We start from the raw sequence: 23,758 nt of genomic DNA, 5'->3' as shown, positions 1-23,758 counted from the left end.
CCACGGACCTGCTTTTCGATGCTTGCAAGCGATACATACGACGTGATCGTGGTCGGCGGCGGTCACGCCGGCACCGAGGCCGCGCTGGCCGCCGCGCGCTGCGGCGTGCGCACCCTGCTCCTGACCCAGAACATCGAGACCCTGGGCCAGATGAGCTGCAACCCGGCCATCGGCGGCATCGGCAAGGGGCATCTGGTACGCGAGATCGATGCACTCGGCGGTCTGATGGCGCGCGCCGCCGATCGCGCCGGGATCCAGTTCCGCATCCTCAATGCCAGCAAGGGGCCGGCGGTACGTGCGACCCGTGCCCAGGCCGACCGTCAGCTCTACCGGGCCGCCGTGCGCACGGCGCTGGAGAATCAGCCGGGGCTGGCGATCTTCCAGCAGTCGGTCGAGGATCTGCTGGTCGAGGGCGAGCGCGTGGCCGGCGTGCGCACCCAGATGGGGCTGGAGTTCCGGGCGCGCGCCGTGGTGCTCACGGTCGGCACCTTCCTCGGCGGTCGTATCCATGTCGGTCTGTCCAACTATGAGGGCGGTCGGGCCGGTGATCCACCCTCCAACGGACTGGCGCGACGGTTGCGCGAACTGCCGTTCCGCATCGAGCGGCTCAAGACCGGCACCCCGCCGCGCATCGATGCGCGCAGTATCGACTACAGCCGACTCGCCGAGCAGCCGGGCGACGATCCGGTGCCTGTGTTCTCCTTCCTGGGCCGGCCCGAGGACCATCCGCGCCAGGTCAGCTGTCACATCACCCACACCAGCGAGCGCACCCACGACATCATCCGCTCGGGACTGTCGCGCTCGCCGCTGTTCACTGGGGTGATCGAAGGAGTCGGGCCGCGCTACTGTCCCTCGATCGAGGACAAGATCGTGCGTTTTGCCGACAAGAGCTCGCATCAGATCTTCCTGGAGCCGGAAGGACTCACGACCCACGAGGTCTATCCCAACGGCATCTCGACCAGTCTGCCCTATGACATCCAGGAGGCGCTGGTCCGTTCGATCGTCGGGCTGGAACGCGCGCATCTGACCCGGCCCGGCTATGCGATCGAGTACGACTTCCTCGATCCGCGCGATCTGAAGCCCTCGCTGGAGACGCGCCCCCTGTCGGGACTGTTCCTCGCCGGTCAGATCAACGGCACCACCGGCTACGAGGAAGCGGGCGCTCAGGGACTGCTGGCCGGGGCCAATGCCGCGCTCCAGGTCCAGGGACGCGAACCCTGGCATCCGCGCCGCGACGAGTCCTATCTCGGGGTCATGGTCGACGACCTGATCACGCGCGGCACCAATGAGCCGTACCGCATGTTCACCAGCCGTGCCGAATACCGGCTGCTGCTGCGCGAGGACAACGCCGATCTGCGTCTGACCGAGATCGGGCGCCGGCTTGGTCTGGTGGGTGACGAGCAATGGTGCGCCTTCGAGCACAAGCGCGAGGCCATCGAGCGCGAACGCCAGCGTTTGCGCGACACCTGGGTACGGCCCGAGACGCTCGACCCGACACTGGCGACTCAGGTGCTGGGCGAGCCGTTGCGCCGCGAGTCCCGTGCGCTCGATCTGCTGGCGCGGCCCAATGTCGGCTATGCCGGCATCCGGGCGCTGACCGGCGAGCCACCCGAACAGGTCGCGCCCGAGGTCGCCGAGCAACTGGAGATCCAGACCCGCTACGCCGGCTATATCGACCGCCAGCGTGCCGAGATCGAGCGTCAGCGCGAACAGGAACTCAAGCCACTGCCCGATAGCTTCGACTATGCGCAGGTGCGCGGACTCTCGGTCGAGGTCCGCGAGAAGCTGATGCGGGTGCGGCCAGCCACTATCGGTCAGGCGGCGCGCATTCCGGGCGTCACACCGGCGGCGGTCTCACTCCTGCTCATCCACCTCAAACGGCAGGCTGGAGCAGTGAGAGTCTAGCTGCATGAGGCGGTACCTGGAGTGCATCCCGATCACCGCCAGGAGCAGCAGCCCGAGTATCACGCCGGTCCAGAGCATAGCGCTGACCGGATCGCGGCCGGTGCCGAAATTGAGACAACTCAAGCTTGGGAACAAATGATGAGCTGCCGAGACGCTCCTGTGGCAGAGACCGAACATATGGTCTTGGTTTGCGGCTTCGATGTTAGGCTTGATCCCCAGGGGTTTTGGGATAAACTCAATTCGGCGTATCCGTTACGACACAATCGTATCGTCGACACTACGACTGCTTCCTTCGCCAAGGCTTGCTCACCCACGGAATGAAGCCATGAAATCTCTACTCTATCCCATCACTGGACTGGTGTTGCTGTTACCGCTCATGGCGAATTCAGCCACGCTCGGTGGTTCTGCTGCGCAAGATTCCTGTACGGACAAATATAATCAAGGACTTGCCGATGGTTATGACCTTGGCTACGATCAGGGTAAGACCGATGGCGATACTCAGGGCTGGTGGCGCGGCTTGGCCGATGGTGATGACCAGGGTTGGTGGCGTGGATTTGCCGATGGTGACAGCCAGGGTTGGTGGCGTGGGTTTGCCGATGGTGACAGCCAGGGTTGGTGGCGCGGCTTCACCGATGGCGATGGCCAGGGTTGGTGGCGCGGCTTCACTGATGGCGATGCTCAGGGTTACACCCGTGGCGACGCGGATGGTTACGCACGTGGACTCGCCACACAGCTCGCGGCCTGTATTGCTGATCCACAAAGCTGCGACATTCCCCTGGCCTCCTGTATTCCAGATGCCCTCGTTGGCGAAACTGAACCCAATGACAGCTTTGTCACAGCCGATCCGCTTGAGCCTGGCACCAGTTTTTGGGGTCAGCTCTATGCTCTAAACGATCGGGACTATTTTTATACAGCCACCACCAAACTCAACCAAAACCTCCTGATTACCTTCTCGGTTCCAGAATGGTTGGAGGGAGCGAATCTCGCGGAAGGCAATCCTGGTCTCTGGAATATCTCGGTTCTGGATGCCGCAGGAAACGTCTTTGCCAGCTTCGATTCCAATGCAAGAAGTGCCGTTCAGTCGACACCGGATTCACTGACCTATAGTGTCACCCTCGGCTTGGCTGGAACCTATTACATCCGGGTTCAGCCAGCTGCGGGAAACGAAATAAACGCTCATGCCTATTCCGTTTCGGCTCTCGTGCAAGACTCGCCTCTTGGCGGCACACAGCCGACCGTTGGTTTCTATGATACCGAGATGGAGCGAAACGACCTGCCGAGCCAAAGTAATCGTTTGGCCAATGGCGTAACCATGTATGGCGTGATCAACCTGACCTTCAACACCCCGATACCAGAGGGAGATACGGCTGTATGGGGCCAGGGTGAGGATGACTGGTTTAAATATACGAGTCCCGGAAACGAGATCGTCACCCTTACATTCTGTGAGAAAGAGGAATGCCCTTTGGGTAACTGGCTCGTCGAAGTCTATGATCAAAGCATGGCCAATCGCTATGAATCCGGTGAGCTGCGCGAAAACCTGACACCCATTTTGGCAATCAATACGAACAATTCAGGCGATCCCAACCGGGTCTTCCGTTTCGGACTCCGGAATGCCGGTGATTATTACATCCGCGTCAATCACAAGCGGCTCTTCGAGGCGCCCTGCAGAGTCTATCGGTATGTTACGAATTCTGGATTTGGCGCTCAATGTGCATGCGAAAGCGGCAATTCCTGTGATATCCCGACGGATGATTGCAGCGATAGTGCCTTGGGGTTGGTCTGCAGGAACCAGATTGCCGACTGTGCTTTTGGTATCGAGCCTGGTTGCTTATCTGCCGATGGTGCGGATGGAAGACTGCGTTATCCGCCGAACTGCCCAGTATTTGGGCCTGACGGGCAGGTCACTGAAAAATGCGTGACCTATCAAACACTCGCCCGTTGTAGTTGCAGCCAATACGGCGGTGTCGTCGAAGTACCAGAAGGCTCCTATACCAGCCCCTACAACTTCACCTGGCACGGCACCAGGCTCCCGCCCAGCACGGCTGATTCGGACGCTTATGCCGACTACGAAAATCGTCCGACTCCCTACTGAGCGCTAGACGTTCACTACCTCCCCTTTCCCACGGTGGAAAGGGGAGCAACCACCCCCTCAATGCTCTGCGACACAGATACGTCGGCGATACACGGCCACGAAGGTCAGTATCAGCAACAAGACGATGATGGCGGTCAGCAGCGCCAACAACCCCATCCCGAGATACAGATAAATCGACTGTCCGGTCCGTTCTGACATGACGAACGTGGCGATGCTGATCGCCGCCAGCGGAAATGAATAGGCCCACCAGGACAGGAAGAACTTGAGCTTGATGAAGCGTCCAACCTGAGTGAAGAGCAGCAGCGTCAGAAAGAGACCGAAGAAGTAGAGAATCCGCGCGAAGCTGTCGAGTTCACCGGACAGTTGCAGATAGGCGATGAAACCGACGGCGGGCGGGGCGATCAGGATGAAGAGCGTCGGCATCAGATGCGCCTCGATCGGCTGATGAAAGAGCACGCGGTTGAACACGATCACCAGCAGGATCAGCCAGAACAGGATGCCGATGCTGAAGAAGAACCAGGACAGGTCCGCATAGCCCAGTGGCACGCCAGCAATGGGCACCAGCACGTTACCGACCGCCGGAATGAACCAGGCCGGGTTCATGTGGTGGATCTGGAAATATTCGTGATGGATCCAGACATTGACGATGTAGAGTGTGAAGAGCAGATGCAGTCCGGTGCCGGCCATCCATAGCGGCGCGCTGATGGACATCGAAATCGGTAGAAAGGCGATGGCCAAGAGGAGCAGGCTCATCGAGATGGTCGGGAAGAAGTTGATCTTGATCGGATGGCGCAGCTCGCGAACCACGGCCCCGCGATACAACACCAGTTTGAGCAGATAATTGATCGCCAGAAAACCGAAGATCGTCCCTGTGGTTCCGAGCAACCAGGGCGTGAGACCAAGATCGCGGCCCAGGATGGACTGGATCTTCTCCCAGCCAATGGTCAGCCCCGACAGTCCCATGACCATCGAGAAGAAGGACACGGGAAAATTGGCCAGACGATTCGTTGTGTGAGATGTGTTCTCCATGGAGGCTCCGAACGGCCCATCCTGCATGCGGACGGGCCTGAGAATGGATCAAACCCGCTTGGTGTTGAGTCGCAGCGGCAGATAGAGCGGGCACCAGCCGATCAGAGCCGTGCCAAACGGGATCAGGGCCAGGGCGCCGAACAGCCAGCTCTGGGTGTTCAGGGCCCAGGCGACCAGGGCCAGACCGATGAGGGCACGGATGACGCGATCGAGTGTACCGAGGTTCTGGGTCATGCTGAGGATCTCCGTTCGAGTGCGGGCGGCCTGAGGCCGCTTGGACGTTGACTGTGGAACGCACTCTAACGGTCGTCAGTGGCCCTGTCGGTGACTTTGTCACACTGCCTGCCGAACTGGCCCCGAGCGTCAGTCGTCCTGCGTGCGACGCCTCAGTTCCGCGCGATCGAGCAATTCGATCTGACCGCGCCGCACGCGCAGCAGCCCCTGTTCCTCCAGCCCCTTGAGCACGCGACTGATGACCTCGCGCGAGGAACCCAGCTCGGCGGCCAGCATCTGGTGGGTCGCCTGGATCTCGGACGCGTCCAGACTCTCGGCCAGACGCAGCAGATGGTCGATCAGCCGCTGGTCGAGTCGCTGGAACAGCACCGCATCGAGCACGCCGAAGACCTCAACCAACCGGCCGGCGATGAGACCGAAGAGATATTCGCGCCACGGCTCGCAACTCCCCAGCCAGCGGCGCACGCTCGCCGGCTGCACGACCACGGCCTCGACTGCGCTCTCGCACACCGCGAAGGCCGGAAAGGGGCGCGCACTGAGCAGGCAGGAGGCCGTGAGCACACAGCTCTCGCCCGGATGCACGCGATAGAGTGTGATTTCGCGGCCGTTCTCACCGAGCTGATAGACCCGCGCCGTGCCGTCGAGTACCAGCGGCAGATGCGCGCACTGAGCGCCCGCCTGACAGACGGCCTGTCCGGCCGGCAGGCGCACGCGCATGACCTGATCGAAGAATTCGCTTTGGAACCCGGCCGAACCGGCGCGCAGAAAAGCAAAGGTCTCCAGCAGGCGTCGACGCTGATCGGGATCGGAAATCATGCCGAATCGTCCCGAGGCCGCGCTAGCGCGCCGGCGTGATGATGGCGTACAGCATGTCCGGCATGTACTGGGTGTCGGTGGCGGCATCGAATGGCCAGAGCGGCTCGGGAACCTTGCTGAACCGATCCCGGGTGTAGAGGGCTTCGACCGCGTGAGTCATGCGGGCATTCGGAGCCGCGCCGTCGGAATGCTCCGGGATCAGGATGGTGCAGGAATCGGCCGACTGGCAGCCGCGCGGGCGCAGATCGGCCCGCCAGCCGGGCGCGGCCTGGATGGACGGGCCGGCGGCGAGCAGCGCTTGAGCGACCGCGCGCGCCAGCGGCCCGTATCCGCTGAGTTCGGCCGGATAGACGGCATTGAAGGCGCCGTCCCGGAAGCTGACATCGTACAGTCGCCCCTGGATGTCCAGCCCGGACACGCCCGCGATCTCGCCCTCCTCGACGACGAGCGAGAGCGCTTGGGCCGACCCGGCGACTCCAAGACAGAGCGCCGCGAAGATGGAAACGAGTCGAAGCGAAACAGCAGGTTGGATGTTCATTCCGGCAGATGCTCCTGGAGCCAGTGGTTGATCTGGATACGCGAACGTGCGCCGCTGAACCGGCCGCGTTCCTCGCCGTGCCGGAACAGGATCACGGTCGGGAAACCGCGCACCCGATAGTGTCCGGCCAGACGCATGTTCTCGCCTTCGTCGACCTCGACCTTGGCCAACCGCAGTCGCCCGGCGTGTTCATCGATGATGCGCTTCAGATGCGGTGCGAGTGCGTGACAGGGACCGCACCAGTCGGCCCAGAAGTCCACCAGGATCGGCTGCTCGGACGAGGCCGCGATGACCTGGGTTTGAAAGTCTTCGTAGTGGACATCGAAGACGGAGGGGTAGGAATCTGGAGCAGACGACATGCAGGGGTTTCCTTGAGCGTGTATTGGGCGTTCGACCCGTGGGTTCCGGGGCCGCTCGTTGTGCAGCCAATGGTCTTGGCTCACCAGGCATCGGCCGTGATATGGCGCCTCTGGGGCGACGGTACAACGCCAAGACTGGAGCCGAGCCGACGCCTGAGCTATTTTAGGCGACCTGTGCAGCGCCCGGGATGGTCCCGGACGCACCGGACCCGACCCCCGAGGTTCCTCGATACCATGGCTGATCTCGACACCCCCCGTTCCGCCTATCCCATCACCCGCATGCGCCGGATGCGCCGCGACGACTTCTCGCGCCGCCTGATGCGCGAGAACACCCTGACCCCCAACGATCTGATCTGGCCGGTGTTCGTACTCGAAGGCCAGGGCCAGCGCGAGGCCGTGCCCTCGATGCCGGGTGTGGAGCGTCTGAGCATCGATCTGCTGATCGAAGCGGCGCGCGAGGCCCATCAGCTCGGCATTCCGGTGATCGCGCTGTTCCCGGTCACGCCGATGGAGGTCAAGTCGCTCGACGCACGCGAGGCGTTCAATCCCAATGGGCTGGCGCAGCGTGCGGTGCGCGCGCTCAAGGAGGCGGTGCCCGAGCTGGGCGTGATGACCGATGTCGCGCTCGACCCCTTCACCACCCATGGTCAGGACGGTCTGATCGACGAGGCCGGCTATGTGATGAACGACGAGACCGTCGACGTGCTGGTGCGTCAGGCCGTCTCGCACGCCGAGGCCGGGGCCGACATCGTCGCGCCCTCCGACATGATGGACGGGCGCATCGGCGCGGTACGCGCGGCACTCGAAGCCGCCGGCCACATCCACACTCGCATCATGGCCTACTCGGCCAAGTATGCCTCCAGCTACTACGGCCCCTTCCGCGACGCGGTCGGCTCGGCGGGCAATCTGGGTGCGGGCAACAAGTACACCTATCAGATGGACCCGGCCAACTCCAACGAGGCCATCCACGAGGTCGCGCTCGATCTGGCCGAGGGCGCCGACATGGTGATGGTCAAGCCCGGTATGCCCTATCTGGACATCGTGCGCCGTATCAAGGACCAGTTCGGCGCACCGACCTTCGTCTATCACGTCAGCGGCGAGTACGCCATGCTCAAGGCGGCGAGCCTGAACGGCTGGCTGAATGAGAAAGCGGTCGTGCTGGAGGCCATGGTGTCGATGAAGCGCGCCGGCGCCGACGGCATCCTGACCTACTACGCCAAGGACATCGCCCGCTGGCTGGCCGAATAAGGCCAGACGCGTCGACGTCGGGCGAGGCTGTCGCGGTGGCCCTGAAACCCTGGTGGAACCCCAGCGGCGTCCAGGCGCTGCTGCTCGACCTGATCCAGGCGGAGCTGGCGCGTTTGCGGCCCGGACTCCAGGACGCGGCCCGCCTGCGCGCCCCCGATCCGGATCTCGGGGCGCTGGAACTCGATTCGCTGGAGTTCCTGGATCTGGCCACCATGGTCGCCATCCAGTTCCATCTGCACGAGACGGGGCACGAGGCGGCCTTGACGACCCGTCGCCGTCTGTCCGACTGGGTCGAGATCGTGCTGGAGAGCCGCGCCTGCCAGGACGGCGCGATCGGCTTCCAGACCTCAGGCTCCACCGGTCAGCCGAAGCTGTGTCTCCACGACATGGACCTGCTGGAGCAGGAGGTCGCCTATTTCGCCACGCTCCTGGGTGAGCGCCGGCGCATCCTGCGCGCCGTGCCGTGCCACCACATCTACGGTTTTCTGTTCGCCTTCATGTTGCCGGCACATCTCAGCATCCCGGTGCTCGACACGCGCCGGACGCTGCCTGGAGCCGTCCTGCGCCAGGCACGCGCTGGCGATCTGGTGCTGGGCCATCCGGCCTTTTTCGATCTGGCCACGCGGGCGCCCCTGGAGATGGCGTCCGATGTGGTGGTCCTCAGCTCCACCAGTCCTTGCCCGCCCGAACTCTGGCAGCGGTTCCAGGCGCTCGGCGGCGTCCGGGCGATCGAGATCTATGGCTCATCGGAAACGGCCGGCGTCGGTTGGCGCGAAGCCCCCGAGGCGCCCTTCCGTCTGCTGCCGCACTGGTCGCCTGATCCTGAAGCGCCGGGACGTATCCGGCGTCCAGGTGTCGCGGGCAAACCGCTGTCGCTGGAACTCCCCGATCGTTTCCAGTGGCTCGACACCGAACACATTCTGATACTCGCGCGACGCGATGGAGCGGTCCAGGTTGGCGGGATCAACGTCTTCCCCGAGCGCGTGCGGGCCTGTATCGAGCGCCACCCCGAGGTCGACGAAGCGCTGGTGCGTCCCGATGGCCGTGAGCCACATGTGCGCCTGAAAGCATTCGTCGTGCCCAGCGCACGTTGCAGCGACCCGGCTCACCTCCCGGAACGGCTCCAGATCTGGCTCGCGGAGCAGTTGTCGGCTCCGGAGCGGCCGCGCTCCATCACGCTCGGCCCGAGTCTGCCACGCTCGGCGCTCGGCAAGCTCACCGACTGGGATTGAACGCATGGAATCAGCGCCTGGCCCCGTGTTCATGCTCATGCCACCCTGCTGCGGATCGTCTCATTGAACCGAATCGAACCGATCAATCTCGAAGACGCCATCGACATCCACGACCCACGTCAGCTCGACATCCTCACCGAGGAGCAACTCGATCGGCTGCCCGCAGGAACCATTCGTGTCGACGCCGAAGGACGTATCCTCTTCTATAGTCGTGCACAGTCGGTGATTTCGCAACGTGAGGTAGAGTCCGTCCTCGGGCGCAATTTCTTCTCCGAGGTTGCCCCCTGCACCGTGGTGCCGGAGTTCTACGGACGCTTCCGGCGCGGTGTCCTGACCGGATGTCTGGAGACGACCTTCGAGTTCGTGTTCGATTTCAAGATGGACCCGGTGCGGGTGCGCATCACCATGCGCGCCTCGGACCGTCCGGGCGAGTTCTGGATCATCGTTCAGCCCAAGAATCGTCTGCCGCCGCGCAACGAAGGCGTCGCGTATGAGCTGATCGCCGGCAAGTTCTGCGAGAGCATGGCCGCGCTCTCGGCGGTCTCCTTCGACTTCTCGCAATGCGATCGCGAACCCATCAGCACCTGTGGTGCCATCCAGCCCTTCGGCTGTCTGCTGGTGGTCGATCCCGAGACGCACCACATTCTGGCCTGTAGCGCCAATGCCGAGATGTATCTGGGTCTTCACGCCGAGACGCTGCTCGACGCCCCCTTGTCGCGGGCCTTGCCGGTCGCGGGCGCAGCCGAGCTGCATGCCGTCCTCACGGCCGACCCGGAGACGGCCGCGTATCAGCCGTCCTTCTTCCTGGTCCGGACCGCGCGCGGCGAGCTGCCGCTCGATGTGCGTCTGCATCGCTGGCGGGATCGGCTGCTGCTGGAGATCGAGCCGCACGGCGAGATGGAGATGGACGTGCGTCTGCGCGGCTTCGATGTCGAATCATTCCAGCGGCGGCTGCGCGCGAGCGACGATGTCAGACAGGTCGGTCAGGAGGCCGTCGCGGCCTTTCGCTATCTGACCGGCTTCGAGCGAGTCGTGGTCTATCGCTTCGATCCCGACGACTCGGGCGTGGTGATCGCCGAGAGTCTGGAACCGGACACCTGGCCCTCGATCCTGGGGCTGCGTTATCCGGCCACCGACATCCCGCGTCAGGCGCGCGCGCTCTATCGCGAAACGCCCATGCGCTACGCGCCGAGCCGCGATCACCCCGATATTCCGCTCCTGAGCCGCGCGCTGGCTCCCGACAGCATCGACATCGGCATCGCCCATCTGCGCGCCCAGTCACCCATCCATCGCAACTATCTCCAGCGCTTCGGCGTCAATGGCTCGATGTCGCTCTCGATCATGCAGGACGATCGGCTCTGGGGGCTGGTGATCTTCCATCATCGCGCGCCCCATCCGGTGACGGTCCCGGTCAGACGCCGACTCATCGAACTGGCGAGCTGTCTGGCGGCCCGGGTCGCCCTGATCGATGAGCGCGAGCGCAACCTGGCCACCCAGCTCGGCATGGCGCGGGTGAACTCCATCGTCGGCGGGTTCGACGTCGAGCAGCCCTTTCCAGACAGTTTCATCGGCAAGGAGCGCAAGCTGTGCGAACTGGTCGATGCCGACATGGCGCAGATCTACCGTCGCGGTCAGCCGCTGTTCTTCGGGCAGAATTGCAGTCTGGCCCCCGAGTGGGTCGATGAGCTGCTGGCCTTTCTGCGCACCCGGCCCGGCCCGATCTGGCACACCGACTGTCTGTCCGGCGAGTTCGAGCCGGCGGCGGCCTATCCGGACCGGCTCGCCGGCGTGCTGGTGATCTTCATCGACGAGCAGCGCGAGAACATCCTGCTGTTCGGTCGCCAGCGGGTCAAATACACGGTCGACTGGGGCGGCGATCCCACCGCACTGCCGTTCTCCATCCGTGACGGCGAACGTCCGCTCGGCTGGCCGACCCGCGACTTCCAGGTCTGGCGCGAAGAGCGCACCCATCATTCGCTGCCCTGGTCGGCGGTATCGCTGGCCACCGGGCTGGCGCTCAAGAACCTCATCCAACGGGTCATCGTCGCCAATGCCGCGCACTTCGAGCGGCTCGCCCAGTCACTGGCCAGTCAGCGCGATCAATTGCACCAGTCACGCGAGGAGATGCGCCATCGCGCTCTGCACGACGCGCTCACCGAGCTGCCGAACCGAGCGCGCTTTCGCGAGGCGCTCGGCGAGGTGATCGAGAACTGCCGGCGTACCGGGCAGGGATTTGCGGTTGCGCTCATGGACATCGACCACTTCAAGACCATCAACGATACCCTCGGTCACGACAAGGGCGATGTGCTGCTGTGCGCCGTGGCCAAGCGCATTCGCGCCGAGTTGCCCGAACCCGGACTGGTGGCGCGTCTCGGCGGTGACGAGTTCGCGCTCCTGCTGCCCGACATCACGGACACGGCCGTCGCCTCGCTGTGGGCCGAGCGGATCGTCGAAGCCCTGCGTCGCGCCATCGTCGTCGGCGAAGATCGTTTCAGCATCACCAGCTCGCTGGGGCTGGCCATGGGCGGCCCCGACTCCGAGCCGGGCGAGCTGCTCAAGCAGGCCGATCTGGCCCTCTACCATGCCAAAGAAGCGGGGCGCAACCGCGCCAGCCACTTCGACAGCGACCTGGAGCGACGGGCGCTGAAGCGTCTGGAGATCGACCGTGCCGTGCTCGGGCGCTCGCCCATGGACGCCGTCGAGATCCTGCTCCAGCCGCAGATCGCCATCGCCGCCCGTGCCGGGACACCGCGCTTCGAGGTGCTGGCGCGCTGGCGCACCGAGGATGGAACCCTGATCATGCCGGGAGACTTCATCCCGGCCGCCGAGCGCAACGGCCTGATCGGCGCGGTGACGGCCGCCGTGCTGCGCCTGGCCATCCGCCGGCTGCGCCAGCATCTCGAGCAGAATGGCACCGAGGCGCGGCTGGCGATCAACGTCTCGGCGGCCGATCTGGAGGCGCGCGGCTTCGCGCGCCGTTTGCTGGAAGATCTGCATGCCGCCGACGTGCCGCCGGATCTCATCGAGATCGAGATCACCGAGTCGATGCTGTTGCGCATGACGCCGAGCCTGAAATCCACGCTGAACGTTATCCATCGTGGCGGCATCCAGTTGTCGCTCGACGATTTCGGCACCGGCTTCAGTTCCATGGCCTATCTGCGCGAGCTGCCGATCAGCAGCCTCAAGATCGACCGCGAGTTCATCAGCGGTATCGAGTCCTCGCGCGACCGCAACCTGGTCGCCGGCATGATCGCCATGGCCCACTCCATCGGCAAGGAGGTGATCGCCGAGGGCATCGAGACGCCGCGCCAGCTCGAACGGCTCGCCGAGATCGGCTGCGACTGGGGGCAGGGCTATCTGTGGTCGCGTCCGATCCCGCCCGATCAGGCGCTGGCCGAATTCGGCTGAAACCGGCGCGGTCTGCGTTAGACTCGACAGACGCCCAGACTCCATACGCGACATCAGGATCTTCCGCCAACCATGACCGACCATTACGCCGTCATCGGCCATCCCATCGCCCACAGCAAGTCGCCCGTCATCCACGCCGCCTTCGCGCGCCAGACCGGGCAGGATCTGGAATACGGGCGCCTGCTCGGCGCGCTCGACGACTTCGCCGGCGACGTGCGCCGCTTCCTGGAGTCCGGCGGACTGGGGCTGAACGTCACCGTGCCGTTCAAGGAGCAGGCCTGGGCGCTGGCCGACGAGCGCAGTGCACGCGCCGAACTCGCCGGCGCGGTCAATACGCTCATCCGGCTCGACGATGGCCGGCTGCGGGGCGAGAACACCGATGGAGTCGGACTGGTGCGCGATCTGACCGACAACCACGGCTTCGACTTCGCGGGTGCGCGCGTCCTGATGCTCGGCGCGGGCGGGGCGGCGCGCGGCGTGCTCCAGCCGCTGCTTGGGACCGGACTGGCGCGTCTGGTCATCGCCAACCGCACGGCGTCCAAGGCGCTGGAGCTGGCACGGCTCGGTCGCGCGCTCGGTCCGGTCGAGGGTTGTGGGTTCGACGGCTTGGCGGGCGAGCGCTTCGACCTCATCATCCATGCCACGTCGGCGGGACTGGCCGACGCCGTGCCGGCGATTCCGGACGACTGCCTCGCGCCCGACGGCTGGACCTATGACATGCTCTACGGCGATCGGCCCACGCCCTTCTGTCGCTGGGGCAGCGAACATGGTGCGGCGCGTGTGCTCGACGGTCTGGGGATGCTGATCGAGCAGGCGGCCGAATCCTTTTGGCTGTGGCGTGGCGTGCGGCCCGAGACCGGACCTGTCATCGCGTCGTTGCGCCGGCCGGCGTCTCTATCGTCACCCCCGCCGACCTGAGCGGCGGACTGTCTCGCGGAGGATGCGGATGAAGATCGCGGTATTGGGCATGGGGCTGCTTGGCTCTGAGATCGCGCTGCGACTCAAGCGCCAGGGGCATGAGGTGATCGGCTGGAATCGCGGCGTCGAGCGGGCCGAGTCGGCGCGCCAGCGGGGTCTGACCCTGGCGGCGAGCGCCTGGGAAGCGATCGATGCCGCAGAGATGACGCTGCTGCTCCTGAGTGATGCGCGCGCCATTCTCGATACCCTGTTCGAGCAGGGCGATGCCGACGCGCTCGCCGGACGCATCCTGGTGCAGATGGGCACCATCGCCCCGCGCGAGAGCCAGGAGATCGCCGATCACGTGGCCGCGCAGGGCGGTGAGTATCTGGAAGCCCCGGTGCTCGGCAGTCTGCCCGAGGCGCGCGAAGGCACGCTGATCCTCATGGCCGGCAGCGACCCGGATCTCTACGAACGCTGTCTGCCCGTCTTCCGCGACCTGAGCCGCGATCCGCGCCTGATCGGTGCGGTGGGGCAGGGCGCGGCCCTGAAGCTGGCCATGAACCAGCTGATCGCAGGGCTGACGGCGACTTTCTCACTGAGCCTGGGGCTGGTGCGCCGCGAGGGACTGGCGATCGAGACTTTCATGGAGCTGTTACGCGCCAGTGCGCTCCATGCCAAAACCTTCGATAAGAAGCTCGACAAGTATCTGGCCCACGACTATGGTGCGGCCAACTTCCCGCTCAAGCATCTGCGCAAGGATGTCGCGCTCTTCCGGCGCGTGGCCGAGGAGGCCGGACTCGACACCCGGTTGATCGAGGCCATCGAGTCCGGCTGTCTCCAGGCCGAATCCATGGGGTATGGCGAGGCCGATTACTCCGCGCTCTACGAAGCGCTCGCGCCGCGTCGAGCTGATCCGTCATAACACTTCGTCCCTCAGTTGAGTGGGATCGCCCATGCCGTTACCGCCGCGCATTGCCTGTTTTCTCTCCACCTCCGGTCACAGTGGTGTCGATCGGCTGGCGCGCCATCTGCTGCCGGCGCTCGTCGGGCGCGGCTATCGGGTCGATCTGCTCAGGGTGCGCGAGCATGGGCCGCATCTCGAACACTGTGACCCGGCGCCGCGTATCGTCGATCTCGGGACGGCGCACACCCTGCTCACCCTGCCGGCCGTGGCGCGCTATCTGCGTCGTGAGCGTCCGGTGGTCATGCTATCGGACAAGGATCGCGTCAACCGGCTGGCCCTGGCCGCGCGTGCCCTGGCCGGAACCCAAACGCGCCTGATCCTGCGCTCCGGGATCACCATCTCCGTGGATCTGGCCTCGCGCGGCGTGCTCGACCGCTGGGTCCAGCGCCGATCGATGGGGCGGCTCTATCGCTTCGCCGATCGCGTGCTGGTGCCGAGCCTCGGGGCCGCCGACGACATGGCCGCCTATACCGGGCTGGAACGCGCGCGCATCCGGGCCGTGCCCTCGCCCGTGGTGCCGGCGCGTCTGTTCGAGGAACCGCTGCCGGTGCCGGATCATCCCTGGTTCGCGCCCGGACAGCCGCCGCTGATCCTGAGCGTCGGCGAACTCTGCGGACGAAAGGATTTCGCCACCCTGATCCGTGCCTTCGCCCGTCTGCGTTCCCAGCGGCCGGCGCGGCTCATGATCCTCGGTGAAGGGCGGCATCGCGAGCGCCTGCTGACGCTGGCCGCGAGCCTGGGTGTCGGAGAGGATGTCGCACTGCCCGGCTTCGTGCCGCAGCCCTATGCCTACATGGCTCATGCCGCGCTCTTCGCCTTCTCCTCACGCTGGGAGGGGCTGCCCTTCGTGCCGGTCGAAGCGCTGGCGGTCGGCACGCCCGTGGTCTCGACCGACTGTCCGAGCGGTCCGCGCGAGATCCTGGATAACGGGCGCTATGGCCCCCTGGTGCCGGTCGGCGACGAGGCGGCGCTCGCCGAGGCCATGGGTACCACGCTCGACGCCCCGCTGCCGCGTGAAGAACTCCAGCAGGCGGCCCGCCGCTTCGAGATCGAGGCGGCGACCAGCGCCTATCTCGACGCCATGGGGTTGCCGGCCTGGGCCTGAGCGTCGGGGGAGGTCGCGCCACGGCCGCCACTGAGTCCATGCAGGGTGCCGGCGACGAGGATCCAGAAGAACAGCCAGTCGGTGCGCACGACCCGATAGTTGAACAGACACCAGATCAGCACGAAGACGAACGCCACCAGATAGAAGCGACCGAGATCGGCGGGCAGGCGTCCGGCGCGACCGGCCTTGAAGCCGGAGCGCGCGAGCACCCAGACCAGAGCCGCGATCAGGGTCAGGCCGACGGCGCCGAACTGGACCAGAATCTCGGCATAGGTGTTGTGCAGATGCGGCAGCCAGTGATCCTGGTCGAACAGCGCCTCGGGACGCCCGCTGGCGGCGATCAGTTCGCGACTGGTGCCGGCGCCCCACCCGAACCAGGGCCGCTCGCCCCAGATGTCGCGCGCGAACAGCAGGGCCTTGAAGCGCAGTCCGACCGGATCGGACTCCACAGTCGCCGTTTCGCCGCGCACAATGTCGATCAGGGTATCGGTGTGCTCGCTGAAGCGCTTTTGAACCGTCTGCGTCTGCGCCAGCAGACCGCCGAGCAGTATCACACCGACGACGGGCAGGACGAGCCAGTAGCGCTGGTGTCTCAGTCTGGCGCCTTTCGCCGCTGAGTACCCGCGCCATTCGAGGATGACCAGAACCGTCAGCGCACTGATAAAGGCGAGCCAGGAGCCACGCGACTGCGACAGCAACAGCCCCTCCAGCATGAACAGCAGCCAGAGCGCCCAGAGGATCACGCCCAGCCGACGCGGCCAACCCGCCGGGAAGCGTCCCCAGAATGCCTGACGCACTATGATGAGTCCGAGCGCACCCAGCCCCGTGAACATGCCGAAGGCGATGGCCGGCAGATAGGACTCGAAGCGGGTCGAGAAGAACTCCGGCCCGAAGTTCGCCCAGTCGATCTTGCGCAGGACCGCGAGCGTGAAGCCCAGCGCGGCGAGCAACAGCAGCCTGCGCACCCGCTCGGGTCGCCCGGCACACCAGTGAGCGAGCGGGATGAAGAGCATCAGCTTGAGCCAGTCCAGCCCGCCACCGAAGATGGTCGCTGTTCGTTCCGCGCTGGGCGCCAGCATGGCCTGGACAAGGCTGTGTGCGACCAGAAAACCAAGCAGGATCAACCCCAGCCGCACGGCCGGATCTCGCCCCAGCGAACGCCAGTCCGGACGATTCGACACGAAGGCCACCGTCAGCAGAGCCAGTCCGAGCGTGGCAGGCGTCGTACCGAGCCAGGCGAAGGCGGCGAACAGGTAGAGTCCGAACAGACCCACACGCTCCACGCCATCGGGGGGGGCGAACGGAAGTGAGCGGTCGAGCGTCGATGACATGCGGCGGATTCTCACGTGGATAGCGAACGGGGAGGGTGCTGGAACCGATATAATAGTGCGCTCTGCCTGGTTTGTAGACGCTTGGCCGTCAGCCCTTCAGGCTCAATTCGACGCGGCCGCGCGCCGCCTGGATGGAGATCCATCGCCGTGTCAGCCGAGTCCACACCCGCCGAGGTCACTCGATCACGTCCTGTCTGTCTGTTCCTGCCGAGCTTCGGTGATGGCGGCGTGGAGCGCATGATGACCAACATCGCCCACGGGATTGCCGAGCAGGGCTTCGTGGTCGATTTCGTGGTCGGCCCGCCCGACGCGCCCTATCTCGACACGCTGCCCGCGAGCGTGCGCCTGCATCACCTGACCGAACGTGACCGACGCGCGCGCCGCCGCTTCCTGCACGACTATGTCGAACGCGAGCGCCCGGCGATCGTGCTCACGGCCAAGACCGACGACGATCGGGTCGCGCTTGCCGTCAAATCGTCCCAGTCCGGCGACACGCGCTATGTCCTGCGTCCAGGCACCACCCAGTCCGAGCGCTGGAGCGCGCGCGGCCGCAATCCGCTCAAGCGCTGGTGGGAGCGGTATCAGCTAACCCGGCTCTACCGACGCGCCGACGGCATCATCGCCGTATCACATGGCGTAGCCGAGGACGTCGCCGCGATCACCGGGCTGCCGCTCGATCGCATTCGGGTCGTGCGCAATCCCAACATCACTCCGGAACTGGAACAGAGCGCGCTGGCGCCGCTCGATCACCCCTGGTTCGCGCCTGGCGAGCCGCCGGTGATCATGGGTGTCGGCGGTCTGCGGCTCCAGAAAGATTTCGCAACGCTCATCCGCGCCTTCGCTCAGGTGCATCGGCAGCGTCCCTGCCGGCTGCTGATCCTTGGCCAGGGACGCCAGCGCGAGCGGCTCAGACGGCTGGCCGGGGAGCTGGGTGTGGGGGAGGCGGTGGAGCTGCACGGGTTCGATCCCAATCCGTATCGCTTCCTGGCACGCGCCGGACTGTTCGTGCTGTCCTCGCTGTGGGAAGGCTCGCCCAACGTCCTGACCGAGTCACTGGCGCTGGGTGTGCCCGTGGTTGCGACCGATTGCCGTAGCGGACCGCGCGAGATCCTCCAGAATGGTCGCTATGGTCCGCTGGTTCCGGTCGGCGACGTCGAGGCGCTGGCGCGGGCCATGGAGGAGACGCTACGTCAGCCACTGGCTCCCGAGGTCTTGCGCGAGGCGGTGAACGACTATCGGCTGGATGTCAGTGCACGGGGCTATCTGGAAGCCTTTGGTCTCGTCGGCTAGTTCCGGTCCGACGATCCCAAAGGCAGGCGTCCGTTCACAGGACTGGCAACGATTGCTGAGATGCAGACGGCGGCTCAAGCCAGAATGTGGTTCAGTTCGTCGCGATCGAACTCACTGGTGACGACCGCCTCGCCGAGCTGCCGGAGCAGAACCAGACGCAGCTGGCCGGCGAGCACCTTTTTGTCGACGGCCATGAGTTCCAGCATCCGCTCGGGCGACAGTTCCGCCGGACGCCCGGTCGGCAGACCGGCGCCGGCGATCAGACGGCGAGTGCGCTTGAGTTCGGCCTCGGTCAGCCAACCGAGCCGTGCCGAGAGCACAGCGGCCAGACAGATGCCCGCGCCGACCGCCTCGCCGTGCAGCCATTCACCATAGCCGACGCCGGCCTCGATGGCATGACCGAAGGTGTGACCGAGATTGAGCAGGGCGCGGCTGCCGGATTCGAACTCGTCCTCAGCGACGATCTGCGCCTTGACTTCGCACGAGCGCCAGATGGCATGCGCCAGCGCTTCGGGATCGCGCGACATCAGCTCCGTCATGTGACATTCGAGCCAGTCGAGGAAGGCCGCATCACGGATGAAGCCATATTTGAGCACCTCGGCCATTCCGGCCGAGAGTTCGCGTTGCGGCAGGGTGACGAGCGTGTCGGTGTCGGCGATGACCGCGCGCGGCTGGTGAAAGGCACCGATCATGTTCTTGCCGGCCGGGTGGTTGAGGCCGGTCTTGCCGCCGACCGAGGAATCGACCTGAGCCAGGAGCGTGGTCGGCACCTGGATGAAGTCGACGCCGCGCTGGTAGCAGGCGGCGGCGAAGCCGGTCATGTCGCCGATCACGCCGCCGCCGAGTGCGATCAGGGTGCAGTCGCGCGCAAAGCGTTCGGCGAGCAGGGCATCGAAGATCCGGTTCCAGACCTCCAGCGTCTTGTAGACCTCGCCATCGGGCAGGATGACCTCGCGGACCTGGAGTCCGTCCAGGGCTTGTCGGACCGGCTCCAGATAGAGCGGGGCGACCGTCTCGTTGGTGACGATCATGACCTGCAAGCTGCGCAGATGGGGCCGGTAGAGATCGCCGTCGGCCAGCAGGCCGGAACCGATGTGGATGGGGTAACTGCGCGCCCCGAGATCGACGTTCAATGTTCGCATCGTCAGACGTCCTCGGACTCCAGTCGGCGGCAGATCTCCTTGACCACCGAGCTGGTGCCGCGCTTCTCGGTCGAGACCACGAGATCGGCGACCTGTCGATAGAGCGGCTCACGTTCAGCCATGATTTCGCGCAGACGGTTGAGTGGATCTTCGGTTTCGAGCAGGGGGCGGTTGCGGTCGCGGGCGGTGCGGGCGTATTGCTGCTCGGGGCTGCAATGCAGGTAGATGACCACGCCGCGAGCGGAGAGATCCTGGCGGTTTTCGGGGTTCAACACGGCGCCGCCGCCGGTCGCGAGGACGATCCGCTCCTCGGCGACCAGTTCCTCGATGACCTGACGCTCGCGGGCGCGAAAGCCGGATTCGCCTTCGAACTCGAAGATGGTGGGGATGTCGACACCCGTTCGGCGCTGGATCTCGTGGTCGCTGTCCTTGAAGGTATAGGACAGCGCCTCGGCCAGTTGGCGTCCGACGGTACTCTTGCCGGCGCCCATCGGGCCGACGATGAAGATATTCTGTGCACGTAACATGGCGAAAGGTATGCCAGATTTTGGGCGCTTAGGCAAGGCCGGAGACAGTGGCGAGTCGGTTCGATGGAGACATGAGGCTCATCGTTCGACCAGATCGCTCTTCAGGATTTTGGGCGTTACGAAGATCAGCAGTTCCGTATTGGAATCCTGGCGAGCTTCCTGCTTAAACAGACGACCCAATACCGGAACATCGCCGAGCCAAGGTACCTGCTCCTTGCTGAATGTTTTTTCGCGCTCAAAAACACCTCCAAGCACAACGGTTTCGCCATTGTCGATCACGACGTTCGTCTTGACCGAGCGTGTGTCGATTGGTGGCGTGTTATTGATACTCCGAGACCAGTCAGGTCGATCCTTTCTGACTTCCAGATCCATGATGATTCGGTCGTCGGGAGTGATCTGCGGCGTCACATCGAGCTGAAGTACGGCCTCCTTGAAGGCAATGGATGTATTTCCTTGGCCGGATTGCTCTTGATAGGGAATTTCACTGCCGACCTTGATGGTGGCTTTGTTCTTGTCGGCCGTAATGACTCGCGGACTTGAGATTATTTCACCGCGCCCCTCGCGCTGCATGGCGGAAAGTTCCAGCTGAATCAAATACGAACCGACCTTCCCAATCAAAAAATCGATTGACCCGGACGCTGCGTCTTGAATCGTTGTGGCGGGCAGATTTGTGATGAGCGTTGCATTTCCAGCATCATCTGTCAGAGTCGAATTGTAAGGTGTACCCGTACTTGCATTCAGACCGAACGGTCCGGAATCATAATCTCCAACGGCCAAATATCCATTTTGACCACCACCGATCAGAACTTCATTGTCGCCGACTTTTCCCATCGAACCTGAGACCCCGAAGCGCACCCCCAGATCACGCGCAAAGCTGTTGTTCGCGATAACGACACGCGACTCGATCATGACTTGGCGCACGGCGACATCAAGCAGATTGACGACCCGACGCACTTCTTCGAGTGCGGTCAGCGTGTCTTGCACGATCAGCGTATTGGTCCGCTCATCGAAGGTCAGGGAACCACGCGGCGACAGGATGCCGCGATCCGAGACTCCCGCTGCAGCGGCGACCTGAGCCAGACCGGAAGCGCCAACCTGATCACGTCGTGTCGCTGTACCGGTTTGGCGAGCATCTGGCGATGCCGGGTTAGAAGCGGCACGCCCCGCTCCGCTCAGAACAGCGGCGATGTCAGCAGCCTTGGCGTAGTTGACCTGGATGAACTCGGTACGCAGCGGCGCAAGCTCCTCGATCTTCTGCATCGACTCCATTTCGAGCTGCTCTTGAGCGGCCAGTTCCTGTGCCGGTGCGACCATGAGCACATTACCATTCTGCCGCATCGCCAATCCCTTGGTTTTGAGAATGATATCGAGCGCCTGATCCCAGGGGACGTTCTTCAGGCGCAGCGTGATGTTGCCGCCAACGGTATCACTGGCCACCAGATTGAGATCGGTGAAGTCGGCGAGCACCTGCAACACCGCCCGCACCTCGATGTCCTGGAAGTTCAGCGACAGACGCTCGCCATCGTAGACCACCTTCTGACGCGCGATCTCCTCCTTCTCGGCTACCGTGAGCGCCCTGAAGTCGAGCGTGAACAACTCATCGGTCTGATAGGCCATGTAGTCGAAATCACCCTGAGTCTGCACCTCGATCTCGACGTTGGAACCATTGGGGCGCGATTCCACCATGGTCACGGGCGTGGCGAAGTCGACGACATCAAGCCGACGATAGAGCCGCTGCGGCAGCGAAGTCTGATAAAGATCGACATAGACACGGCTGGCCTGCTCGCGCACCGCGACCCGCGTATCCGGACTTGGGAGCCGAATGACGATCCGGCCCTCTCCCGTCGAACCGCGCCGGAAATCGATGTCGCGCACAGCCGGTCCCGCTCCAGCGCTCTGACGCGACCGGGGCGGCTGGCTCCAGGCCGGTGTGTCAGTCCGCGCCGTGGCTTGATCCACGGTGGTTCCCGTGCGAACCGTTTGCGCAGCGGCGGGAGGCGGCGGAGCCGCGCGGCCCCGAGCGGCGATCTTGATCGTGACCTGATTGCCGGATGTACTGACTTCGTAGGGAACCGGATCCGTCAGATTGAGCACCACGCGGGTACGATCGCTGGCCTCGACCGCGACCAGGCTGTGGACGGGACCGAGTCCGATCGGAACGGATTTGCTCGCGAGCCGGCTGTTCACACCGGGCAGATCCATGGCGATGCGCGCCGGTGACTCGGTCGCGAAGGTCTGAGGCTGAGCGATCGGACCACTCAGTGTCAACTGAACCTGAACCTGATTGCCCGGAAGGGCCGAAAATTGCACGTCCTGTAGGTCAGCCGCCGACACCGGCACCGCCAAGACCAGCAACAGCGTGGATACTAGCCAGGAGCGCTTGCCCCTCCCATGGCGCCACTCACAACCAACGGTGCGTGCACTCTGACGTGGACTGTTCATTGGTCCCCCTCCGGAATCTATTTGCTCAGCGCAACCGTGGCCGCGCGTTCGCGCCATTGGCCCGGGGCGTCGGAGACGATTTCGTTCAATTGAATGGCGTCCAGGTCGATCGAGACGATCTGACCATGATTTTGGCCCATGTAGTTACCGACCGTGACGCGATGTACGACCCCTTCCTTGGTGCGGACCAGTCCCCAGCGCGAGCCATCCTGTTCGAGCGTGCCGACCATGCGCAGCGAATCGAGCGGATGACCTTCGAGTTCTTCCCTTGGCCGATTGGGGTCCGGAGCCGGACCACCGTCGAGTGCGGCCAACTCCTGCGGCTCGGTCTGGACATCGGATTGAAAGGGATCGCGCCGCTCGCCCGGCTCATAGACGAAGGTCTCGACCGGTTCGATCGGCGGCAATGGCTCGATCGGACCGGGAGGGCGCGCATTGACCTGACGCACATAGGCCTGGAGATCGCTCGTATCATTGGCACCGCAACCCGCGAGCAGCAGGACCGGCAACAGCCATTGGAGCCGGAGCGTGATCATCATTGCACTCCCTCTTCCAGATAGCGATAGGTCTTGACCGTGGCTTGCAGGACCAATGGCCCGTCACCCGTCCCGGCGGGCTGTCCCCCGGTCGATTGCCCGGCGCTGTCGGAGATCTGAACGTCATGGATGGTGACGATGCGCGGCAGGGCGGCCAATCCACTGACGAAACGCCCGAAATCGTGATAGTTGCCGCGCACGCGGATGCGGATCGGCAACTCGGCATAGAACTCCCGCGTGATCTCGTTCTCGGGCTGGAAGAGTTCGAACTCCAATCCGTTGGCCAGACCCGTCTGCGAGACATCGACGAGCAGTGCGGCGACCTCGGTACGATTGGGCAGTTGCTTGAGCATGGCACCGAAGGACTGCTCCATCTCGGCGAGCTGATCGCGATAGGCTTGCAGGTTGGCGGCCTTCTGCTGCTTGATCGCCAGACTGGTACGCAGATCCTGCTCCGTCTTCTGCTCCTGCGCGAGCCGGTCGAGCTGACCGCTGGTGTCGTAATAGTAGGCCAGACCACCGAGGGCGATACAGGCGATCAGGATGGCGACCGCCTTGATCGGAATCGGCCACTCACCGAAATCGTTGATATCGAGTTGGTTGAGTTCGTTGAGATCCATGCGCCGGCTCCGATTCGGATGACTGTATGACTCGCCCTGA

20 protein-coding genes are annotated in these 23,758 nt (G+C 64.3%); 9 read left to right on the top strand and 11 right to left on the bottom strand.

The genetic code is table 11. The features are described from left to right. The first annotated feature begins 18 nt into the window (after window positions 1–18). Window positions 19–1,905, top strand: coding sequence for a tRNA uridine-5-carboxymethylaminomethyl(34) synthesis enzyme MnmG (mnmG, locus tag ALVIN_RS15345; protein WP_012972240.1), 1,887 nt, complete (start codon window positions 19–21; stop codon window positions 1,903–1,905). Window positions 1,906–2,230: 325 nt separating this feature from the next. Continuing rightward, window positions 2,231–3,997, top strand: a complete 1,767-nt coding sequence (locus ALVIN_RS17285; RefSeq protein WP_012972239.1) for a FliH/SctL family protein — start codon at window positions 2,231–2,233, stop codon at window positions 3,995–3,997. Between the two features lie 57 nt (window positions 3,998–4,054). On the opposite strand, the gene ALVIN_RS15330 is transcribed toward ALVIN_RS17285, so the two are convergent. The 5 genes from ALVIN_RS15330 to ALVIN_RS15310 all read right to left on the bottom strand — a co-directional run bounded on the left by ALVIN_RS15330 (window position 4,055) and on the right by ALVIN_RS15310 (window position 6,973). Further along, window positions 4,055–5,026: an SLAC1 anion channel family protein gene (locus ALVIN_RS15330; protein ID WP_012972238.1), complete on the bottom strand. Its 972-nt coding sequence runs from the start codon at window positions 5,024–5,026 to the stop codon at window positions 4,055–4,057. A 48-nt stretch (window positions 5,027–5,074) separates the two neighbouring features. Next, a complete protein-coding gene (locus ALVIN_RS15325; protein ID WP_012972237.1) occupies window positions 5,075–5,260 on the bottom strand; it encodes a YgaP family membrane protein in 186 nt (61 codons plus the stop codon). Window positions 5,261–5,389: 129 nt separating this feature from the next. Then, the gene (locus ALVIN_RS15320; protein WP_012972236.1) at window positions 5,390–6,076 is read right to left on the bottom strand and encodes a Crp/Fnr family transcriptional regulator; all 687 of its coding nucleotides are present in this window, start codon (window positions 6,074–6,076) and stop codon (window positions 5,390–5,392) included. A 22-nt stretch (window positions 6,077–6,098) separates the two neighbouring features. Further along, on the bottom strand, window positions 6,099–6,614 hold the full coding sequence (locus ALVIN_RS15315; RefSeq protein WP_012972235.1) for a hypothetical protein: 516 nt from the start codon (window positions 6,612–6,614) through the stop codon (window positions 6,099–6,101). Beyond that, window positions 6,611–6,973, bottom strand: coding sequence for a thioredoxin family protein (locus ALVIN_RS15310; RefSeq protein ID WP_012972234.1), 363 nt, complete (start codon window positions 6,971–6,973; stop codon window positions 6,611–6,613). The genes ALVIN_RS15315 and ALVIN_RS15310 overlap by 4 nt, the downstream gene beginning before the upstream one ends. Before the next feature lie 234 nt (window positions 6,974–7,207). Between ALVIN_RS15310 and hemB the strand changes: the two genes are divergently transcribed. From hemB to ALVIN_RS15280, 6 genes are all read left to right on the top strand, one after another. Beyond that, on the top strand, window positions 7,208–8,221 hold the full coding sequence (gene hemB / locus ALVIN_RS15305) for a porphobilinogen synthase (RefSeq protein ID WP_012972233.1): 1,014 nt from the start codon (window positions 7,208–7,210) through the stop codon (window positions 8,219–8,221). 35 nt (window positions 8,222–8,256) lie between these two features. Continuing rightward, window positions 8,257–9,453 carry an AMP-binding protein gene (locus ALVIN_RS15300; protein ID WP_012972232.1) on the top strand — a complete coding sequence of 399 codons (1,197 nt, stop codon included), beginning with the start codon at window positions 8,257–8,259 and terminating at the stop codon, window positions 9,451–9,453. Window positions 9,454–9,516: 63 nt separating this feature from the next. Continuing rightward, window positions 9,517–12,861, top strand: coding sequence for an EAL domain-containing protein (locus tag ALVIN_RS15295; RefSeq protein WP_012972231.1), 3,345 nt, complete (start codon window positions 9,517–9,519; stop codon window positions 12,859–12,861). A 72-nt stretch (window positions 12,862–12,933) separates the two neighbouring features. Continuing rightward, window positions 12,934–13,779, top strand: coding sequence for a shikimate dehydrogenase (aroE, locus tag ALVIN_RS15290; RefSeq protein ID WP_012972230.1), 846 nt, complete (start codon window positions 12,934–12,936; stop codon window positions 13,777–13,779). Between the two features lie 28 nt (window positions 13,780–13,807). Next, window positions 13,808–14,683 (top strand): NAD(P)-dependent oxidoreductase, encoded by an 876-nt coding sequence (locus tag ALVIN_RS15285; RefSeq protein WP_012972229.1) that lies wholly within the window; start codon window positions 13,808–13,810, stop codon window positions 14,681–14,683. A 31-nt stretch (window positions 14,684–14,714) separates the two neighbouring features. Then, on the top strand, window positions 14,715–15,830 hold the full coding sequence (locus ALVIN_RS15280) for a glycosyltransferase (protein WP_012972228.1): 1,116 nt from the start codon (window positions 14,715–14,717) through the stop codon (window positions 15,828–15,830). On the opposite strand, the gene ALVIN_RS15275 is transcribed toward ALVIN_RS15280, so the two are convergent. Further along, window positions 15,794–17,161, bottom strand: a complete 1,368-nt coding sequence (locus tag ALVIN_RS15275; RefSeq protein WP_012972227.1) for an O-antigen ligase family protein — start codon at window positions 17,159–17,161, stop codon at window positions 15,794–15,796. The two genes, ALVIN_RS15280 and ALVIN_RS15275, sit on opposite strands and share 37 nt — an antisense overlap. 147 nt (window positions 17,162–17,308) lie before the next feature. On the opposite strand from ALVIN_RS15275, the gene ALVIN_RS15270 reads away from it, so the two are divergent. Then, window positions 17,309–18,451 (top strand): glycosyltransferase, encoded by a 1,143-nt coding sequence (locus ALVIN_RS15270; RefSeq protein ID WP_012972226.1) that lies wholly within the window; start codon window positions 17,309–17,311, stop codon window positions 18,449–18,451. Window positions 18,452–18,525: 74 nt separating this feature from the next. Here the strand turns inward: ALVIN_RS15270 and aroB are convergent, their stop codons facing one another. From aroB to ALVIN_RS15245, 5 genes are all read right to left on the bottom strand, one after another. Next, entirely contained in the window at window positions 18,526–19,593 is a 1,068-nt protein-coding gene (gene aroB / locus ALVIN_RS15265) for a 3-dehydroquinate synthase (RefSeq protein WP_012972225.1), read from the bottom strand. 2 nt (window positions 19,594–19,595) lie between these two features. Continuing rightward, entirely contained in the window at window positions 19,596–20,120 is a 525-nt protein-coding gene (aroK, locus tag ALVIN_RS15260) for a shikimate kinase AroK (RefSeq protein ID WP_012972224.1), read from the bottom strand. Between the two features lie 78 nt (window positions 20,121–20,198). Then, the gene (pilQ, locus tag ALVIN_RS15255; RefSeq protein WP_012972223.1) at window positions 20,199–22,562 is read right to left on the bottom strand and encodes a type IV pilus secretin PilQ; all 2,364 of its coding nucleotides are present in this window, start codon (window positions 22,560–22,562) and stop codon (window positions 20,199–20,201) included. A 17-nt stretch (window positions 22,563–22,579) separates the two neighbouring features. Further along, window positions 22,580–23,098: a pilus assembly protein PilP gene (locus ALVIN_RS15250; protein WP_012972222.1), complete on the bottom strand. Its 519-nt coding sequence runs from the start codon at window positions 23,096–23,098 to the stop codon at window positions 22,580–22,582. After that, complete coding sequence (locus ALVIN_RS15245; protein ID WP_012972221.1) at window positions 23,098–23,718, bottom strand: type IV pilus inner membrane component PilO; 621 nt, start codon at window positions 23,716–23,718, stop codon at window positions 23,098–23,100. The genes ALVIN_RS15250 and ALVIN_RS15245 overlap by 1 nt, the downstream gene beginning before the upstream one ends. Window positions 23,719–23,758: the final 40 nt, after the last annotated feature.

It is taken from the genome of Allochromatium vinosum DSM 180 (assembly GCF_000025485.1).
Taxonomy (GTDB): domain Bacteria; phylum Pseudomonadota; class Gammaproteobacteria; order Chromatiales; family Chromatiaceae; genus Thermochromatium; species Thermochromatium vinosum.
This window is presented reverse-complemented; position numbering and strand designations above follow the sequence as displayed.